Origin of the sequence: Lysobacter sp. Root690, assembly GCF_001427785.1 — a bacterium.
Lineage (GTDB): Bacteria > Pseudomonadota > Gammaproteobacteria > Xanthomonadales > Xanthomonadaceae > Lysobacter.
The window spans coordinates 146,946-164,814 of the sequence record NZ_LMHM01000014.1 but is presented as its reverse complement, the minus strand read 5'-3'; the positions used below and the strand labels follow the sequence as shown (position 1 = coordinate 164,814).

The window sequence follows — 17,869 nt, the reverse complement described above, 5'->3', positions numbered from 1 at the left end:
ACATCCTGTCTCGGTGGCGCACGGCGCACATCCATGTGCGCCGCCCTTCGGGTGTCCTCTTGTCCTCGCGAGTTACAAGCTTCGCAGCGCTGGATGAACTGCGCGGCTTCAAGCGCGAGCCGCATGGCCTGACTGTAGGAGCGGCGCGAGCCGCGACCGCGAAAACGCAATTACGGCGGAGGTATCGACGTATTCGAGATGCCGCGGTCGCGACTCGCGTCGCTCCTACAGGGCCGCGACGTGGCCACTTCGCCATTCGTGTGCAGAGCTAAAATATCGCCGCCTCGAACCGAAAATCCCGGGTACAGCGATACCTCGCCGCACCCGGGCCCGCTACAGCTCATTCGGAATCGGTCATCCGGACCCGATCAGAACGTCAGACTCCACGTATCGATCCGCCCGGTATCGCCCGTCTGATTGTCATTGACCCGCAGCTTCCACGTACCGTTAAGCGGCTCGCTCGACAAATTCTTGGTGAAGGTGCCGATCACGTTGTCGGCGCTGCCGCCGGTTCGATTGTGGATGTTGTAGATCGTTCCGTCCGGCGCCACCAGATCGACCTTGATGTCGTTCTTGTAGGTGTGATGAATCGTCACCTGCACCGGCGTGCTCGCGCCGCCGTTGCCGCTGCGACCCGACACCACGATCGAGCTTTCCACGGTGCCGTGGTCGACGATGGTCACATCGGTGCCGTTGCTGTAGGTCTGCGTGCCGCTGCTGCCGACGGTGACCGAACCGGTCCGGGTGTTGGTCGCGCCATCGTCGTCGGTGACGGTCAGTGTGACGGTGTAGGTGCCGGCCGCGCTGTAGGTCTTCGACGGATTGGCCGCGGTCGAAGTGGTGCCATCGCCGAAGTGAAGTTCGCCACCGGCGGATTGTTGACCGGCCCGGTACCGCCGACGGTGAAGCGCACCGCGTTCGGTGTGCCCGGCTTGCCGGACGCGTCGGTGCCCTGCACGTACACGGTATGAACGCCCTGGCTCAGGCCGGTAGTCGAGATGCTGCCGGTGACGTTCTCGTTGCTGCTGTTGAAGCTGCCGTCGCTGGCGCTCAAGGCGATCGGCGTCGCTCCGCTCGCCCACGGCGGCGCATCCAGGTATGCGCGCGCCGAAGTAATGTTCTGCACCGGTTCGCTGCCGTTGCTCTGGTTGAACAGGCTGTCGTTGATGTTCGCGGTAATGGTGACCGGCGTACCGGCCGGCACGGTCGCGGATGAAACGTTGACGACCGTGGTGTCCGGACCGCTGGGCAGCGTGTACGGCGCCCACAGGCTGCGCGCGACATAANTGTTCGGCAAGGTGGTGCCGGTGAAGCTGCTGCAGCTTTCGAAGAAGCTGCCGCCGAGTTCGAACGCGTAGGACGACACGCCGAGCAGACCGTACATGGTGTCGGTGGTGGTGCCGTCGGTCGCGTACAACTCGCTGGACTGTTGCGGCCGGTAGTTGTTGAAATGCCCCATGCGCCGACCGAGGGTGCGCAGCGCGCTCAGGTTGGGCGGCGGATTGCTGGTATCGCCCCACGGCCACAGCACCAGGTCGGCGGCACTGTGGATGTCGATGAACACGCCCTGGGTGTCGTCGGGCGCGGCGGCGTTGACGTCGTCGGCGCGACGGTCGGGAAAAATGCCGCCGCTGTAGACGCCGTTGCTGCCCCGGGTGCCGGCGACCAGGCGCATCAGGTTCTGGGTTTCCGGATCCGACGACGCGGTCGGACCGCGGTAAGTTTCCGTGCACTGGTTGCCGCTGGAACCACCCGGCGCGGTGCTCCAGTGATATGGGAAATTGCGGTTGAGGTCGGTGCCGTAGCTGCTCGCGCTGCAACTTCCGCCGTTGCTGTTGTTGAGGTTCTTGCGCCACGACGCGCCGGCCTCGGCCTTCTTGCGGCCGTCGGGGTTGGCCTGCAGCACCAGTTGGAAAGCGAAGTTGTCGAGTAACCAAGTCGCCTCCGGGTCGGTGCCGTAGCCGTTGACCAGGCCTTCGGCGAAACGGGTGACGAGTTCGGCCGGCGCGTACTCGCGTGCGTGGATCGAACCGAACAACACCAGGGTCGGCTTATTCGGCAAGGCCGCGTCGGTGGCGGTATTGCTCAGCCGCAGCACGCGCATGTCGTAGCCGGTGCCGGCGCTTTGGGTCTTCTGCCAGGTCGGGCCGATGTTGCTGATGCGCGCCAGATTCGGCTTGCTCGCGACCAGGTTATCCATCGTCGAATAGGTTTCTTCGACAGTCCGAAAACACGAGAAACCCGGAATGCTCTGAACCCCGTCGAGCGACCCTTGCTGCGCGGTCTGCAGACGCTGCAGTCGCGCGGTCGCTTCCTGATCGACTTGATACTTGAAGCCCGCCCTGGTCAGCGCGGTCAGATCCTCGGGCATCGCCTCGACCTTCACCGTCCTGGCATTGCGATCGACCTTGAGATGCTGAAAGCGCGAGGCGATGCGCTGCAACTGCGCGGGGGTGTCGTAGTGGGCGGTGACGAAGACGGGCAGATCATCGGCCGCCACGGCGCTGGCGGACAACGCCAGCAGCAGCGGCAACGCGGCAGGTTGGAAGCGCATTGGGAGACTCTCCAGATAACCGTTCGATAGACAGCGACGCGGCGCGTGCCCGTCATGCTGAGGAGCGGACGCCGCCGTCGGCAAGCGTCGCCGCAGGCCTCGCGGAGCTTGTTTCGTGATGGCCGCGGCAGATCGGCGCATCGCATCGCGATGCCGCGTCCGATCCGGCGCGCGCGAAAAATGATCGCGCGATTTCGATGCACGACCAATTGGTGCTATCGAAAAATAACTCGGCACATTCGACTGTATTCACCGGCACATACAAAGACGCCGCGGCTGTGAGGCCGCGGCGTCGGTGCGATCAGCTCGCAATCGTCAGAACGTAATGCTCCACGTATCGATCCGCCCGGTATCGCCGGTCGCATTGTCGTTGACCCGCAACTTCCAGGTACCGTTGAGCGGTTCGCTCGACAAATTCTTGTTGAACGTGCCGATTACGTTGTCCGCGCTGCCGCCGGTGCGGTTGTGGATGTTGTAGATCGTGCCGTCCGGCGCTACCAGATCGACTTTGATGTCGCTCTTGTAGGTGTGATAGATCGTCACCTGCACCGGTGTGCTTGCGCCGCCGTTGCCGGTGCGGCCGGACACCACGATCGAGCTTTCCACGGTGCCGTTGTCGACAATGGTTACGTCGGTGCCGTTGCTGTAGGTCTGGGTGCCACCCGGACCCGCGCTCACGGTGACCAAAGCGGTCTTGGTGTTGGTCGCGCCGTCGTCGTCGGTGACGGTCAGGGTGACGGTGTAGGTGCCGGCCGCACTGTAGGTCTTCGACGGATTGGCCGCGGTCGAGGTGGTGCCATCGCCGAAGTTCCAGCTGCGCGAGACGATGCTGCCGTCGCTGTCGCTGGAGGTGTCGGTGAAGCTCACCGTCAGCGCATTGGCCGACGAAGTGAAGTTCGCCACCGGCGGATTATTGACCGGGCCGGTACCGCCGACGGTGAAACGCACCGCGTTCGGCGTGCCCGGCTTGCCAGCGGCATCCGTGCCCTGCACGTACACGGTGTGCACGCCCTGGCTCAGGCCGGTAGTCGAGATGCTGCCGGTGACGTTCTCGTTGCTGCTGTTGAAGCTGCCGTCGCTCGCGCTCAACGCGATCGGCGTCGCTCCGCTCGCCCACGGCGGCGCATCCAGGTACGCGCGCGCCGACGCGATGTTTTGCACCGGTTCGCTGCCGTTGCTCTGGTTGAACAGGCTGTCGTTGATGTTCGCGGTGACGGTCACCGGCGTGCCCGCGGGTACGGTCGCCGACGAGACGTTGACCACGGTGGTGTCCGGGCCGCTGGGCAAGGTGTACGGCGCCCACAGGCTGCGCGCGACATAGNNNNTGTTCGGCAAGGTGGTGCCGGTGAAGCTGCTGCAGCTTTCGAAGAAGCTGCCGCCGAGTTCGATCGTATAACCGGGCACGCCGAGCAGGCCGTACATGGTGTCGTCGGTGGTGCCGTCGGTCGCGTACAACTCGTCGGACTGCTGCGGGTAGTAGCCGTTGAAGTAGGCCATGCGCCGGCCGAGGGTGCGCAGCCCGCTCTGGTTCGGCGCGGGGTTGCTGGTGTCGCCCCACGACCACAGCACCAGGTCGGCGGCGCTGTGGATGTCGATGAACACGCCCTGGGTGTCGTCGGGCGCGGCGGTGTTGACGTCGTCGGGGCGACGGTCGGCGAAGATGCCGCCGCTGTAGACGCCGTTGCTGCCGCGGGTGCCGGCGACCAGGCGCATCAGGTTCTGGGTTTCCGGATCCGAGGCCGCGGTCGGGCCGCGATAGGTTTCCGCGCACTGGTTGCCGCTGGAGCCGCCCGCGGCGGTGTTCCAGTGATACGGGAAATTGCGGTTGAGGTCGGTGCCGTAGCTGCTCGCGCTGCAGCTGCCGCCGTTGCTGTTGTTGACGTTCTTGCGCCACGACGCGCCGGCCTCGGCCTTTTTGCGGCCGTCGGGATTGGCCTGCAGCACCAGTTGGAAGGCGAAGTTGTCGAGCAACCAGGTCGCCTCCGGATCGGTGCCATAGCCGTTGACCAGGCCTTCGGCGAAACGGGTGACGAGTTCGGCCGGCGCGTACTCGCGCGCGTGGATCGAGCCGAACAGCACCAGGGTCGGCTTGTTCGGCAACGCCGCGTCGGTGGCGGTGTTGCTCAGGCGCAGCACGCGCATGTCGTAACCGGTGCCGGGGTTCTGGGTCTTCTGCCAGCTCGGACCGATGTTGGTGATGCGCGCAAGATTCGGCTTGCTCGCGACCAAGTTATCCATCGTCGTATAGGTTTCTTCGACCGTGCGGAAACACGTGAAGCCCGGGATGCTCTTGACCCCGTTGAGCGAACCTTGCAGCGCGGTCTGCAAACGCTGCAGTCGCGCGGTGGCCTCCTGATCGACTTGATACTTGAAGCCCGCCTTGGTCAGGGCGGTGAGATCCTCGGGCATCGCCTCGACCTTCACCGTCTTGGCGTTGCGATCGACATTCAGATGCTGGAAGCGCGAGGCGATGCGTTGCAGTTGCGCCGGGTTGTCGTACTGGGCGGTGACGAATACCGGCAGATCATCGGCGGCCGCGGCGCTGGCGGACAAAGCCAGCAGCAGCGGCAACGCGGCAGGTTGGAAGCGCATTGGGAAACTCTCCATGGATCATGGGCGGTGGGCAGGCGCGGGGCGTGCTGCAAGCCATGCTGCGGAGCGGACCGAATCGCTGACAAGCGCCGCTCGGCGCGTGGACGGCGTGCTTTCGTGATACGTACAACAGAACGACGTAGTGACGACTGGCGCACGAATACATCACCACCGGCTCCGTTCGCTGACGATGCGAATCGCGGACGCGAAGTTGAATCGCGCCGCGGTGCGATGGCGAGGCCGCGGCTCACGGGCGAAGCAATTCGCGCGCGACGTAGACCCTGCAAACCGATCGAATGCGCCTGGAAAAACGCCGCGGCCCGAAGGCCGCGGCGTCGTGTCGATCACATCGGTTCGATCAGAACGTGATGCTCCACTTGTCGATGCGGCCGGTATCGGCGGTCGCATTGTCGTTCACGCGCAACTTCCACACGCCGTTGAGCGGCTCGCTCGACAGGTTCTTGTTGAACGTGCCGATGACGTTGTCGGCGCTGCCGCCGGTGCGGTTGTGGATGTTGTAGACCGTGCCGTCCGGCGCGATCAGGTCGATCTTCAGGTCGCTCTTGTAGGTGTGATAGATCGTCACCTGGATCGGCGTGGTGGCCGAGCCGTTGCCGGTGCGACCGGACACGGTGATCGAGCTTTCCACGGTGGCGTTGTCGGTGATCGCGACATCGGTGTCGTTGGTGTAGGTCTGCGAACCCGGGCCGCCGGACACCGTGACCGTACCGGTCTTGGTGTTGGTGGCGCCGCCGTTGTCGGTGACGGTCAGGGTGACGGTGTAGGTGCCCGCCGCGCTGTAGGTCTTGCTCGGGTTGGTCGCGGTCGAGGTGGTGCCGTCGCCGAAGTTCCAGCTACGCGACGCGATCGAGCCGTCGCTGTCGGTGGAGCTGTCGGTGAAGGTCGCGGTCAGGCCGCTGGTGGTCGAGGTGAAATTCGCCACCGGCGGGGTGTTGACCGGGCCGCCGCCCGAATCCACGCCATCGATGAACTGCGCGCCGGTCGACGCCGGATCCAGCCAGTCGCTCAGACGCGAAGCCGCCGCGCCGCCGCCGGTCCACGAGGTGAACACGCGGCCGTACTGGTCGCTGCGGTTGGTGCCGGTCGCGCTGCAGCTCGACGGACCACCGTGCAACTGACCGAGCACGCGCTTTTCCGGGCTGTAAATCGGCGAACCCGAGGAACCCGGTTCGGTCACGCCACCGCTCGGCTGCCACTGCACGTTCAAGTGCGTGGTGCCGGCGCCGCCGCCCCAGGCCACGAACGAGGTCGCGGTGGTCGAGTTGCTGATGCGCTTTTCGGCGACGTTGGGGTGATGGATGGCGATCGCGCCCGGATAGTTCTGATCGCGACGGTCCCAACCGGCCCAGAACAGGTTGAACGCCGGATTGGCCGGGGTGTTCAACTCGAGCAGGGTGAAGTCGGAGGTCGCGTAGGTCGCCTTGACCGTCGAACCGGTCTGGGTCTGGCTCATCGAACCGTCGCCGTTGGCGCCGCTGGCCGGGGTGTTCGGCGCGCGGCAGGTCGAGTTCTGATAATTCCAGTACACCACGATCGAAGCCGCGGTCGAAGCGGTACCCATGCCGCAGTGGTGCGCGGTCAGGAAGTACATCTTCTTGTCGTTGGCGGTGTTGTTGACCAGCGAACCGGTACACGCCAGGGTGCCGTTCTTCGAGTAGGCGCCGACCGAGCGGATGATGTCGCGACGGCCGTCGCCCTCGGGGCAGACCACGTCGATGTTGCAGCTGCCCGACACGCCCTTCTCGCCGGCGGCGAGCGCCAGGCGACGCGCGAGCGGACCGAAGCCGACGTAGTCGTGGTTGACCTTGGTCAGGTGCAGCTTGAGCTCGCCCATCTTGGCGCGCGGCACCACCACTTCGATGACCGCTTCCTGGCCCGGAACGACCGCGGTCCACAACTGGCCCTGCGCGTTGTTTTCGCGCGCGGTGTATTCGCTGATCAGCGCGCGATCGCCGCCGGCGGTCTGGGTCGCCGGATAGACCAGCAGACGACCGCCCTGCGGCATGTGGTACTGGGTGAAACCGAAGTTCAACGACAGCGCTTTTTCCGAACGGATGCGCTGGCGCCAGACCACGGTGTCGGCGTCGACGTCTTCCCACACGCCGGAATTCAGCGGGGTCATGTCGACCGTCATCGCGAAGGCGAAGCGCGGGATGTCGCCGCGCTTGTCGCGCTGCAGGTCTTCGGCCTTGAGCTTGGCCACGTCGACCGCGGGCATGGAGCGCAGCGAAATCTTGTCGACGCTCGACAGGTTGGAATGTTCAAAAGCCGCCGGGCGCGAGGCCGGCGCGGCGAGAGCGGCGCTGATCGACAGTCCGAGCAACAGCAAGGAACCACAAATGCGTTTCATGAGTCTCTCCGTCCGTAGTAGAGGCATGACCGCGCCGCCGGCTGGGCCGGTGACCGATGGCGATGGCGACGGGTCAGATGGTGGGAACTGGAAGCTCCAGCGATTGATGCAGGCGGTGCCGCATGCTTCCCCATGAGCGTGCGTTGGTTCTTCGACGCGTGGTGCGCAACGAAGCATCGATGGCGACCACGGCGTGACTCTGCGGCAGACTTGTCGCACACAACAAGACGCAAACCCGCCTAGTCGACATAGCATCCGTGCATCGCGTCACGCATACGACGAAGATTTGTTGCTGTTGAAATCGGTGTGCATGACCGGAAATTGAAACTGAGACGTCGCGCGAATTCACAATGCAATGCAGCGCACGAAGCATGGGAACTTCGAGGTGGGGTGATCGGAAGTTCACCGGCGCGGGAGATGGCGCGGCAGGGTTGGCGGCGATCTGGGCTCGGGCTTTCGGCATGGCCGTATGGGTTCGGGGCATGCATGGATCGGTTGGCGCGGCGATTTGAGCGGAAGGCGTTGGGGCTGAAGCCCCTCCCACAAAAGACCTCGTCGGCTCGCCTCGCCCGAAGATCGCGTTCAGTGCCACGGGCGATCATCGGCGCTCAGGGCGATCGAACATGACCGTCGCATCGCGTCGCATCACATCGCAACGCAACGCAGCTTGCAGCTCGTGGCGAGACGCAACTTCAGTTCGATCCGCCGGGTTTCGATCGCAACGCTCGCGTAAAACAAAGAACCCCGGCCGAAGCCGGGGTTCTGGTGCGACTACTTCGGATCGAACGACTGGATCAGAACGTGATGCTCCAGCTGTCGATCTTGCCGACATCGCCACCGGCGTTGTCGTTGACGCGCAGCTTCCAGGTACCGTTCAAGGCTTCGCTCGACAGGTTCTTGGTGTAGGTCTGGATGATGTTGTCGGTGCTGCCGCCGGTGCGGTTGTGCAGGTTGTAGACGGTTCCGTCCGGCGCGACCAGGTCGACCTTGAGGTCGCTCTTGTACGTATGCAGGATGTTGACCGCGATCGGCGTGCTGGACGGAGCGTTGCCGCTGCGGCCGGACACCACGATCGAGCTTTCCACGGTGGCGTTGTCGCTGATGGCGACGTCGGTGCCGTTGCTGTAGGTCTGGCTGCCGTTGCCGCCGCTGACCGTGACCGTGGCGGTCTTGGTGTTGGTGGCGCCGTCGTCGTCGGTGACGGTCAGGGTGACGGTGTAGGTGCCGGCCGCGCTATAGGTCTTGCTCGGATTGGTCGCGGTCGAGGTGGTGCCGTCGCCGAAGTTCCAGCTGCGCGAGGCGATGCTGCCGTCGCTGTCGCTGGAGGTGTCGGTGAAGCTCACCGTCAGCGCGCTGGCGGTCGAGGTGAAGTTCGCGCTCGGCGGATTGTTGGTCGGCGGGGTGCCGGTCGAATCCAGACCGTCGACGAACTGCGCGCCGGTGCCGGAGGCATCGAGCCAGTCGCTCAGACGCGAGGCCGCGGCGCCGCCGCCGGTCCAGGAGGTGAAGATGCGGCCGTAGTAATCGGCCTTTTGTTCCTGCGGCACGGTGCAGCTCGACGGGCCGCCGTGCAGTTGGCCGATCACGCGCTTGTCGGGGCTGTACAGCGGCGAGCCCGACGAACCCGGCTCGGTCACGCCGCGATTGACGCCCCACTTCACGAACACGTGGCTGCCGTTGGCGACGGTCGGCGGGTTGTAGTCGGCGCCGCCGTAGTTGGTGGTGCGCGAGGCGCTGTCGGAGAAGCTGATGCGCTTGTCGGCGACGTTGGGATGGTGAATCGCGATCGAGCTGTTGTAGTTCTGGTCGCGACGATCCCAGCCGGCCCAGTACAGGTTGTAGGCCGGGTTGGCGGCGGTGTTGAGTTCGAGCAAGGTGAAATCGGAGGTGGCGTAGGTCGCGCGCAGGGTCGCGCCGGTCTGCGATTGCGACAGCGAACCGTCGCCGTCGGCGCCGCTGGCCGACGAACCGGGCAGACGGCAGGTGCTGTTCTGGTAGTTCCAGTACACGATCATCGAGTTGTTGACCGATGCGCTGGTCATGCCGCAATGGTTCGCGGTCAGGAAGTACATCTTCTTGTCGTTGGCGGTGTTGTTGACCAGCGAGCCGGTGCACCACATCGTGCCCTGCTTCGAGTACGCCGCGACCGAGCGGATGATGTCGCGGTAGCCGTTGCCTTCCGGGCAGACCACGTCGATTTCGCAGCTGCCCGAGGTCGCCATCGGGCCGACATCGAGCGCGGCGTTGCGCGCGAGCTTGCCGAAGCCGACGTAGTCGTGATTGACCTTGGCCAGGTGCAGCTTGAGTTGTCCGACCTTCGCCGCCGGCACCACCACTTCGATCACCGCTTCCTCGCCCAGCACCACCGGCGTCCACAGTTCGCCGAAGGCGTTGTTGTCGGCCGGGGTGAAGCTGCGCACGCGACCGGCGTTGGAATTCGGGGCCTGGTCGGCCGGATAGATCAGCATGCGCGCGCCTTCGGGCAGATTGAACTGATCGAAGTGGAAGTTCAGCGACAGCGCGTTCTTGGATTCGATGCGGGTGCGCCAGACCACGTTGCCGTCGTCGAGCGATTCCCAGGTGCCGGTGTTGAGCGTGTCGATGCTGACCGGCAAGGCGGTGGCGAAGCGCGGTACTTCGTTGCGCGCGTTGCGCTTGAGGTCTTCGGCGCGCAGCTTGGCCACGTCGACCGCCGGCATCGCGCGCACCGCGATGGCGTCGACGCGCGACAGGCGGGCGTTGTCGAACGCGGCCGGGCGCAGCGCCGGGCCGGCCAATGCGGTGCCGATCGACAGGGCGAGCAGGCCGAGGGTAAGGGTGATTCGTTTCATGAATGTCTCCGTCCGTTGATGATTCAGGCGATGGTTCGGTTTGGACCACGATGAGTAGCGGTGTGGCTCGCGTGAGGCTGGGGCCGGCCTGCGTTCGTCGCGGACCGGGTCGACACGTTGCTGTCGTTGCCGTCGTAGACGACGACACGCCACGCGGATTGAGGCGCTCCCCTGCGCGCGCCCGAACTGCGAGGTCTTGCGCTTGCGATGCCCGCGGATCGACGCGATCCGCGGGCGGGTGACATCGCGCTGGGCTGCGTCACGACGGCGCAGGCCAGAACGACCCCCTGTTTAACCGTCATGTGCTCTAACTGACCGCGTCGATCGAGCCAGACTCGATCGACGCGAGCCGATCAGAACGTGATGCTCCAGGTATCGATCTTGCCGATGTCCGCGGACGCGCGATCGGCGGCGCGCAGCTTCCAGGTGCCGTTGAGCGCTTCGCTCGACAGGTTCTTGCTGAAGCTGCCGCTGACGTTGTCGGCGCTGCCGCCGGTGCGGTTGTGCAGGTTGTAGACCGAGCCATCCGGCGCGATCAGGTCGACGATCAGGTCGCCCTTGTACGGATGCACGATGTTGACCGAGATCGAGGCGTTGCTCGGCGCGTTGCCGCTGCGGCCGGACACCACGATGTTGCTGGTCACGCCGGTGGCGTTGTTGTCCGGGATGTTGACGTCGGCGCCGTTGGTGTAGGTCTGCACGCCGCTGGCGTTGACCGTGACCGAGGCGGTCTTGGTGTGGGTGGCGCCGCCGTTGTCGGTGACGGTCAGGGTGACGGTGTAGGTGCCGGCCGCGGCGTAGGTCTTCGACGGATTGGTCGCGGTCGAAGTGGTGCTGTCGCCGAAATTCCAGCTGCGCGAAGCGATGGTGCCGTCGCTGTCGGTCGAGCTGTCGGTGAAGCTCACCGTCAGACCGCTGGCCGAGGAACTGAAGTTCGCCACCGGCGCGGTGTTGCCGCCGGGCGCGCCACGGAACGCGGCGACCGCGGCCTTGGTCTGCACCAGCACGCGCTGGTTGTGGTTCTTGTCGGCGGTTCCCATCGGCACGCCGTTGTAGGTCACGTCTGGGTTCGACCAGTAGTTCAGACGGGTGCAGCCGCCGGTGCAGGCGTAGGCCATGATCGTGCGCCACTTGGTGCCGGTGGCGGGTTCGTAACGGTAGCCGTGGCCGTAGGCGTACGGCGTGTTGTTCGGATCGGCGGTCGGGTCGTGACGCGCCGACAGCAGGTGGCCGATTTCGTGGGCGAAGCTGTAGTAACCGGTGGCGCAGTCGTAATGCACGGTCGCGAACGCGGTCGCCGCGGTCGATCCGATCGAATGGGCCAGGCCGCAGTTGCCGGCGTCGTTGATGACCAGCACGCTGACGTCGGCGGCATTGGCGTCGCGGCTGGCGTGGATGTCGTCCATGTAGCCGTCGCTGGGATCGGCGAAGCGTTCTTCGTCGGTGAAGTGACCGTCGCCGGCCGAGGTGTATTGCACGGTGCGGTAATTCGCCAGTTCCAGCTGGATGCCGACGTTGGAATTGATATAGCCCTGGTTGCTCTCGGCCACCGCCAGTTCGACCAGCGCCTGCATGTCGCCGCCGTACGCGGTGACCGCTTCGTTGGTGGCCACCACCTGCACGCGGATGGTCGCGGTCGCGCCCGGATCGATCGCGGCCGGTCCGATCGCGGCGCTGTTGATGCGCGCGCTGGCGGCATTGGCGTTGGCGACGCGGGCCGCTTCGCGCATGTCGATCTGCGGCAGGTCCGAATCGCGATAGCCCAGCGGATGATCGGGCGGCATCTTGCTTTCGTCGACTTCGATCACCGCGTGGCTGCCGTCGGCGAGCGGACGGATCCTATACAGCTGGCCGTCGACGCGCACATTGCCGGTAACGCCATCGCCGCGGCGGACCAGCGCGACCGAGTTGAGTTCGTCGTGACGCACTTCGCGCGCATCGGCGCTGGCGCGCTTGGCGTTCTCGCGCAGATGACCGAGCCACACCGTGCTGCCGCGGCCGGTATCGCGCGCGCTGTCGAGCACGGCGTTGACCCGATGCCCGCCGAGTTGCAGTTCGATCTCGCGCGTCTGCGCGCTGATCAGCGCGGCGTTGGCGCGCTTGAGCTGCAGCGATGCGGTGGCCGGCGCAGCCGCGAGGCTCTGCGCGTGGCTCAACGCCGAAGCGCCTTGCGCGCTGGCCAGGCCGGCGCGCGCCGTCGGCGCATCGCCGGTGAACAGCGGCTGCGCGGCGAATGCCGGCGCGGCGACCAGGCTGGAGACGAGCACGGCGCCGCGCAACGCGGCGCAAAGCGTTGCCGTACCGCGCGCGGGCGCGCGGCGTGAGGACTTGCTGGACATTGGTGGAACCCCCGATGGATGAAAGCCGCTTGCGCGGTCGAAGCGTCGGATTGCGATGGTCGTGGCCGGAATTCAGCGACAGCGCGGTGGCAGGCGATCCCGCGTTTCCGGTCTGATGATGGGTCGAGTCGTCGGCTCGCCCATGTCATGACGCTAGCCGGTGAAGGAACGCGACGGCAACGGTATCGGCCGCGATTCAGCCGCGTCGTTCGTGATGTTTGTCATGCATCGTAAAATTGCTGCGCTAATTGGATTTTTTCGGCATGCATAAACACGTTTTTGGTGACTAGATGCCACCGCGGCGCAACAAAAAACCCCGGCGATGCCGGGGTTTTCGTTTGAGCTCCAGATCAGTTCCAGATCGAGCCGCGAACGCTGTTCAACGGCGCGATCGATCCAGCGCGAGCGCGCTTATTTGTCGATCACCGCGGGGCCGCGGATGATCGGGCCGAGCGAGATGTGGTTGTCGGGCTCGATGAACTGCACGTCGGGGTCGTTGGCAAAAGTTTCCATCAATCGCACCGCCTCGGCGCGATCCAGCGCGGGGCTGACGCTGAACACATCGGCCTGGATGCCCATGCGGTGCTTCCAGGTCAGCTTCAGCCCACTCTTGTTGGCAAGACCCGCGCGTTGCGCGGTCTGGTCCAGGCGCGCCTGCACCGCGCCTTGCTGGGTCAGCGGCCCGGTGCCGTCGCGGTATTTGACGATGAACTGGCCGAACGGCCCGGCGCCGACCGGCGCGCCGACCTGGGCGCGACCAGCGACCGGCTTGGCCTGCGAATCGCCGGGCTGGACGTATTGCGGCGGCGCCTGCTCGGGCTGGTTCTGGTCGGGCTGCACCGGTTGCGTGCGCGGATCGGGCGAGCCGGTCTGCACGGGCCGCGGATCGGCGGATTTGGGATCGGAAGGATTGGTGCCGGATGCCATGCAGGCGCTCACTGAGAAGGAAAGCAACACGGCCACGGCGGGAAGCCAGCGTGTACGGATCGAGGATGACATGCGGGCAGCTCCTGAGGTGGAACAAGTTTCAACGCAGGCCGGGACCGATCGGGGTCGAGTCGGCGACATGAACGCCGAACTCATGCCGAGCGCGGCAGGCCGATTTCATTCTTGCACAGCGGGCATGACGAACCCGGCGACGCGATCGTCGCCGGGTCGGTGGTGTAGCGAGGGTGTGCAGCGAGACTGAACACGCGCCGGCCCAGGTCCGGACCGGCGCCGTCATCCACGATCAGGGCGTGACCGAGCGCGCCCTCGCCACCGCCGCGGCCGCGTCGACCAGGCCGGCGCCGCAACCGCCGGGGCAGTTGGCCGCGCTGATCGGACGCGCCGTCGCCGCCAGGATCTGGCGCACCTGTTCGAAGGTCCGGGGCGTGGGCGCGGCGGTCTGGATCAACGCGATCACGCCGGCCACGTGCGGCGTGGCCATCGAGGTGCCGTCCAGGTAGTCGTAGCGATTGCCCGAATAGGTCGACAGGATGCCCTGGCTCAGATGCTGACGGGTGCATTCCTGCGGCTTGTTGACGAAGCGGCCCAGCGGCAGGAACTCGGTCGAGGGCGAGCAGCTTTCGCCGCCCGGCGCGGTGACGTCGATGCCGGTGCCGTAGTTCGAATACCACGCGCGGCGGCCGCCCTGGTCGCTCGCGGCCACGGTGATGACGTTGTTGCAGCTGGCCGGAGCGAAACTGCGCGCGTCGATATTGTTGTTGCCGGCCCCGGCGGCCACGATCGTGCCGTTGGCGGTCGCGGTGTTGATCGCGGTCTGCCACGCCGGCGTCTGCGAGCAGCTCACGGTCTGACCCACCGACAGGTTGATGACGTCGGCCGGATTGGGATTGGCCGGCACGCCCGCCACGCGTCCGCCCGAGGCCCAGACGATGCCGTCGGCCAAGTCGGACATGAAGCTGCCGCCGCCGCGGCCCACCACGCGCACCGGAACGATCTTGACCCCGGGCGCCACGCCGGCGACGCCGACGCCGTTGCCGGTCACCGCCGCGACCGTGCCGGCCACATGGGTGCCGTGCGGCAGCGACGGCGCGTAGACGGTATCGGCCGGATTGGGATCGCGTCCGTCGCCGTCGGCGCCATCGCTGAGCGACAGCATGTCGTAACCGGCGATCACGTTGCCGTTCAAATCCGGATGCGAAACGATGCCGGTGTCGACCACCGCCACCACCGCGCCGCTGCCGTCGCTGGTGTCCCATGCGCTCGGCGCGCGAACCCCGACCGCGCTGTCGGCCATGTCCCATTGCTCGGCGAAGCGCGTGTCGTTCGGCAACGCGGTGATGTCCACCGGCAGATCCGCCTGCACCCATTCGACATTCGGATCGTCGGCGATACGCCGGATCAGCGCCTGGGTCTGCGCGCGGCTCAAGGGCACGTTGCTGGCCACGACATCGCTGCCGATGGCCATGCGCCGCAATCGCTTGAGCGACGGCGCGGACTGGCCCGCCGCCAGGCCCAGGCCGGCGCGGCGCAACGAGGCGTCGACCGCTGCGGCCTGACGCGCCGGCGCGCTGCCGGGAACGAATTTGACGATCAACTGCCGGTAGGTCTGGCCGTCCTTGAGACCCGACACATGGGCCTGGCCTGCGAACGCCGGAACGGCGGCGATGCCGCTCAGCGCCAGCAGCGCCGCGGCGGCGAACGAATGCACACGCCGGTTGCTATCGGAACGCGATTTCATGAGAAAGAACCTCTGACTGAATGCCGCATGGCGGCGAACTGCAACGTTCCCGCGCTCGCAGCGCGCGCGATGCGGTCGACAGGACGTTCGATGCGGACGCGGCGCATGCCGCGTCCTTGCCTCGACGATAGGCAGCAAAAAAATTCCGCGGCAAGGCAGCCACGGATCATGACTGCGCTCCAAAACTGTCGCCGATCACATATCGCGACATCGCGCATGGCGCGATTTCGACAACGAAATAGCGGGTTTTTCCCCTATTCTGACAAGTCAGATTCGCGGCGCGAACAGGTCGTGTTGTGCATCTTCAACGTCATTCGTACGCAATCAATGTGTCTGTTTTCGCCCATTTACACCGCATCGTCCTTGACCGCCGCAGGCAGCGATTCGAGACCGGGCGGCTTCGTCCAGCCAATATCGAATTGTCATTCGGGTAAGGCGCAAGCGCGTTGCGCCGGCCTGCATGCAGACGATCGCTTCGGCCATCGCGGGCGCATCGCAAGAACAATTCCGATCGCGAAACCGGCAAGCAAAGAGAACCCCGGCCTCGCGGCCGGGGTTCGGTTCGCACCTCAGTTCGTCGCAATCGCGATCAGAAGGTGATGCTCCAGGTGTCGATGCGGCCGATGTCCTGCGCGGCGCGATCGGCGGCGCGCAGCTTCCAGGTACCGTTGAGCGCTTCGCTCGACAAGTTCAGGGTGAAGGTGCCACTGACATTGTCGGCATCGGCGCCGGTGCGGTTGTGGATGTTGTAGACCGAACCGTCCGGCGCGATCAGGTCGACGATCAGGTCGCTCTTGTACGGGTGGATGATGTTGACCGTCACCGAGGCGTTGCTCGGCGCGTTGCCGGTGCGGCCCGACACCACGATGTTGCTCGACGCGCCGGTCGCGTTGTTGTCCGGGATATTGACGTCGGTGCCGTTGTTGTAGGTCTGCGGACCCGGCCCCGGGCCGGTGCCACCGGCCGCAGCGGCCACCGCGGCCGCGGTATCGACCAGGCCCGGGCCGCAACCGCCGGGGCACTTGGCCGCGGTGATCGGACGCGCGGTGCTGGCCAGCAGGCTGGCGATCTGCGCGGTGGTCTTGGGCGTGGTCGACACGGCCTGCATCAGCGCGACGATGCCGGCCACGTGCGGCGAGGCCATCGAGGTGCCCTGCATGAAGCCGAAGCTGTTGTTGTTGAGGGTCGACAGCACGCCATCGGCCGGATGGCTCCTGGAGCAGCCCACGGTGGTCGGATCGGTATTCAGCGGCAGGAACTCGCTGTTCGGCGAACAGGTCTCGCCGCCCGGCGCGGTGATGTCGATGCTCGTGCCGTAAGTCGAATACCAGGCGCGGTTGCCGTTCTTGTCGCTGGCCGCGACGCTGATGACGTTGTTGCAGCTGGCGGGGTTGGAGCCGGTCACGTCGATATTGCTGTTGCCGGCGGCCGCGACCACGATCGCGCCGTTGGCGGTCGCGATGTTGATCGCGTCCTGGTACGCCTTGGTGCAGGCCTGGTCGCTGCCGAGCGACATGTTGATGACGTCGGCCGGGTTGGCGTTGGCCGGCACCGAGGCGACCGTGCCGCCCGACGCCCAGACGATGGCATCGGCGATATCGGAGGTGAAGCCGGCGCCGCGCTTGCCCAGCGTGCGCAGCGGCACGACCTTGGCGCCGTAGGCGACACCGGCCACGCCGCTTGCGTTGTTGGTCACCGCGCCGATGGTGCCGGCGACATGGGTGCCGTGATAGCCGGAGGTCGTGCCGGAGTTGTCGTTGGGATTGGCGTCGCGGCCGTCGCCGTCTTCGCTGGCGCCGCAATCGAAATTGACGCCGTCGCCGCAGTTGCCGCCGCTGACCGAGGAAACGAAGTCGTAGCCCGGCAGGATATTGGCGTTGAGGTCGGTATGCGAGGCGATGCCGGTGTCGATCACCGCCACCACCATGCCGGTGCCGGTGGTGCGATCCCAGGCGCCGGGCAGGTTGGCGCCCACGGCGCTGGCGGCGTAATGCCACTGCTCGCCGTAACGAGTGTCGTTGGGCGTGGCCAACTGATGCGCCATCAGGTCGAGTTCCACCGATGCCACGTTCGGATCGGCCGCGATCTGGCGCATCAGCGCCTCGGCTTCGTCGCGGTTGAGTCGCGTGTCGGCGGTGACGACCTTGCCGCCCAGCGCCATCGTGCGCAGATGCTTCAGGCCCAAGCGCTTGCCCTTGGCGGCGGCGGGCAGCGCGGTGTTCGCGGCCGCCGAGTTCAGCGAAGAAGCCAGCGACACCGTGTCCGCGGCCGGCGCGCTGCCCGCGCGATAATTGACGATGAAGCGGTCGTAGCTGCCATTGGCCTTCAGCCCGCTGAGGTTGGCCTGCCCGGCGAAGGCGGGCGAGGCGGCGCAGCCAAGCGCCAGGGCAGCGGTGAGCGCGTGCAAGCGGATATTGCGATTTTGACGTACGGCCATGCGAGTCGATCCCCTTTCGATAAAGCCGCGAGACGCGGCGAGTCGACCTTGATCGGGCT

The 17,869-nt window shown here is 66.0% G+C and carries 10 protein-coding genes and 1 pseudogene; 1 reads left to right on the top strand and 10 read right to left on the bottom strand.

The genetic code is table 11. The annotated features are described in order from the left end of the window. Positions 1–368: 368 nt before the first annotated feature. From ASD86_RS27965 to ASD86_RS16945, 9 genes and pseudogenes are all read right to left on the bottom strand, one after another. Positions 369–683 carry a proprotein convertase P-domain-containing protein gene (locus ASD86_RS27965; protein ID WP_056113170.1) on the bottom strand — a complete coding sequence of 105 codons (315 nt, stop codon included), beginning with the start codon at positions 681–683 and terminating at the stop codon, positions 369–371. Positions 684–782: 99 nt separating this feature from the next. Then, positions 783–1,082, bottom strand: a pseudogene (locus ASD86_RS28310) (PKD domain-containing protein); the annotation flags it as partial. A gap of 1,787 nt (positions 1,083–2,869) precedes the next feature. Further along, positions 2,870–3,457 carry a proprotein convertase P-domain-containing protein gene (locus ASD86_RS28290; RefSeq protein ID WP_304438436.1) on the bottom strand — a complete coding sequence of 196 codons (588 nt, stop codon included), beginning with the start codon at positions 3,455–3,457 and terminating at the stop codon, positions 2,870–2,872. Positions 3,458–3,879: 422 nt separating this feature from the next. Then, positions 3,880–5,146 (bottom strand): M14 family zinc carboxypeptidase (locus ASD86_RS27950; protein WP_235567787.1); only part of this gene is annotated, 1,267 nt, incomplete at its 3' end. A gap of 358 nt (positions 5,147–5,504) precedes the next feature. Then, positions 5,505–7,517, bottom strand: a complete 2,013-nt coding sequence (locus ASD86_RS16965; RefSeq protein ID WP_162253688.1) for a proprotein convertase P-domain-containing protein — start codon at positions 7,515–7,517, stop codon at positions 5,505–5,507. Positions 7,518–8,311: 794 nt separating this feature from the next. Beyond that, positions 8,312–10,348 (bottom strand): proprotein convertase P-domain-containing protein, encoded by a 2,037-nt coding sequence (locus ASD86_RS28285; protein ID WP_056113159.1) that lies wholly within the window; start codon positions 10,346–10,348, stop codon positions 8,312–8,314. 353 nt (positions 10,349–10,701) lie between these two features. Then, positions 10,702–12,687, bottom strand: a complete 1,986-nt coding sequence (locus ASD86_RS16955) for a M12 family metallo-peptidase (RefSeq protein ID WP_162253687.1) — start codon at positions 12,685–12,687, stop codon at positions 10,702–10,704. Positions 12,688–13,098: 411 nt separating this feature from the next. Beyond that, a complete protein-coding gene (locus tag ASD86_RS16950; protein WP_056113156.1) occupies positions 13,099–13,614 on the bottom strand; it encodes a hypothetical protein in 516 nt (171 codons plus the stop codon). A gap of 304 nt (positions 13,615–13,918) precedes the next feature. Beyond that, on the bottom strand, positions 13,919–15,373 hold the full coding sequence (locus ASD86_RS16945) for a S8 family serine peptidase (RefSeq protein ID WP_082578441.1): 1,455 nt from the start codon (positions 15,371–15,373) through the stop codon (positions 13,919–13,921). A gap of 168 nt (positions 15,374–15,541) precedes the next feature. On the opposite strand from ASD86_RS16945, the gene ASD86_RS26900 reads away from it, so the two are divergent. Next, a complete protein-coding gene (locus tag ASD86_RS26900) occupies positions 15,542–15,973 on the top strand; it encodes a hypothetical protein (RefSeq protein ID WP_157476773.1) in 432 nt (143 codons plus the stop codon). On the opposite strand, the gene ASD86_RS16940 is transcribed toward ASD86_RS26900, so the two are convergent. Then, positions 15,963–17,810, bottom strand: a complete 1,848-nt coding sequence (locus ASD86_RS16940) for a S8 family serine peptidase (RefSeq protein WP_082578440.1) — start codon at positions 17,808–17,810, stop codon at positions 15,963–15,965. The two genes, ASD86_RS26900 and ASD86_RS16940, sit on opposite strands and share 11 nt — an antisense overlap. Positions 17,811–17,869: the final 59 nt, after the last annotated feature.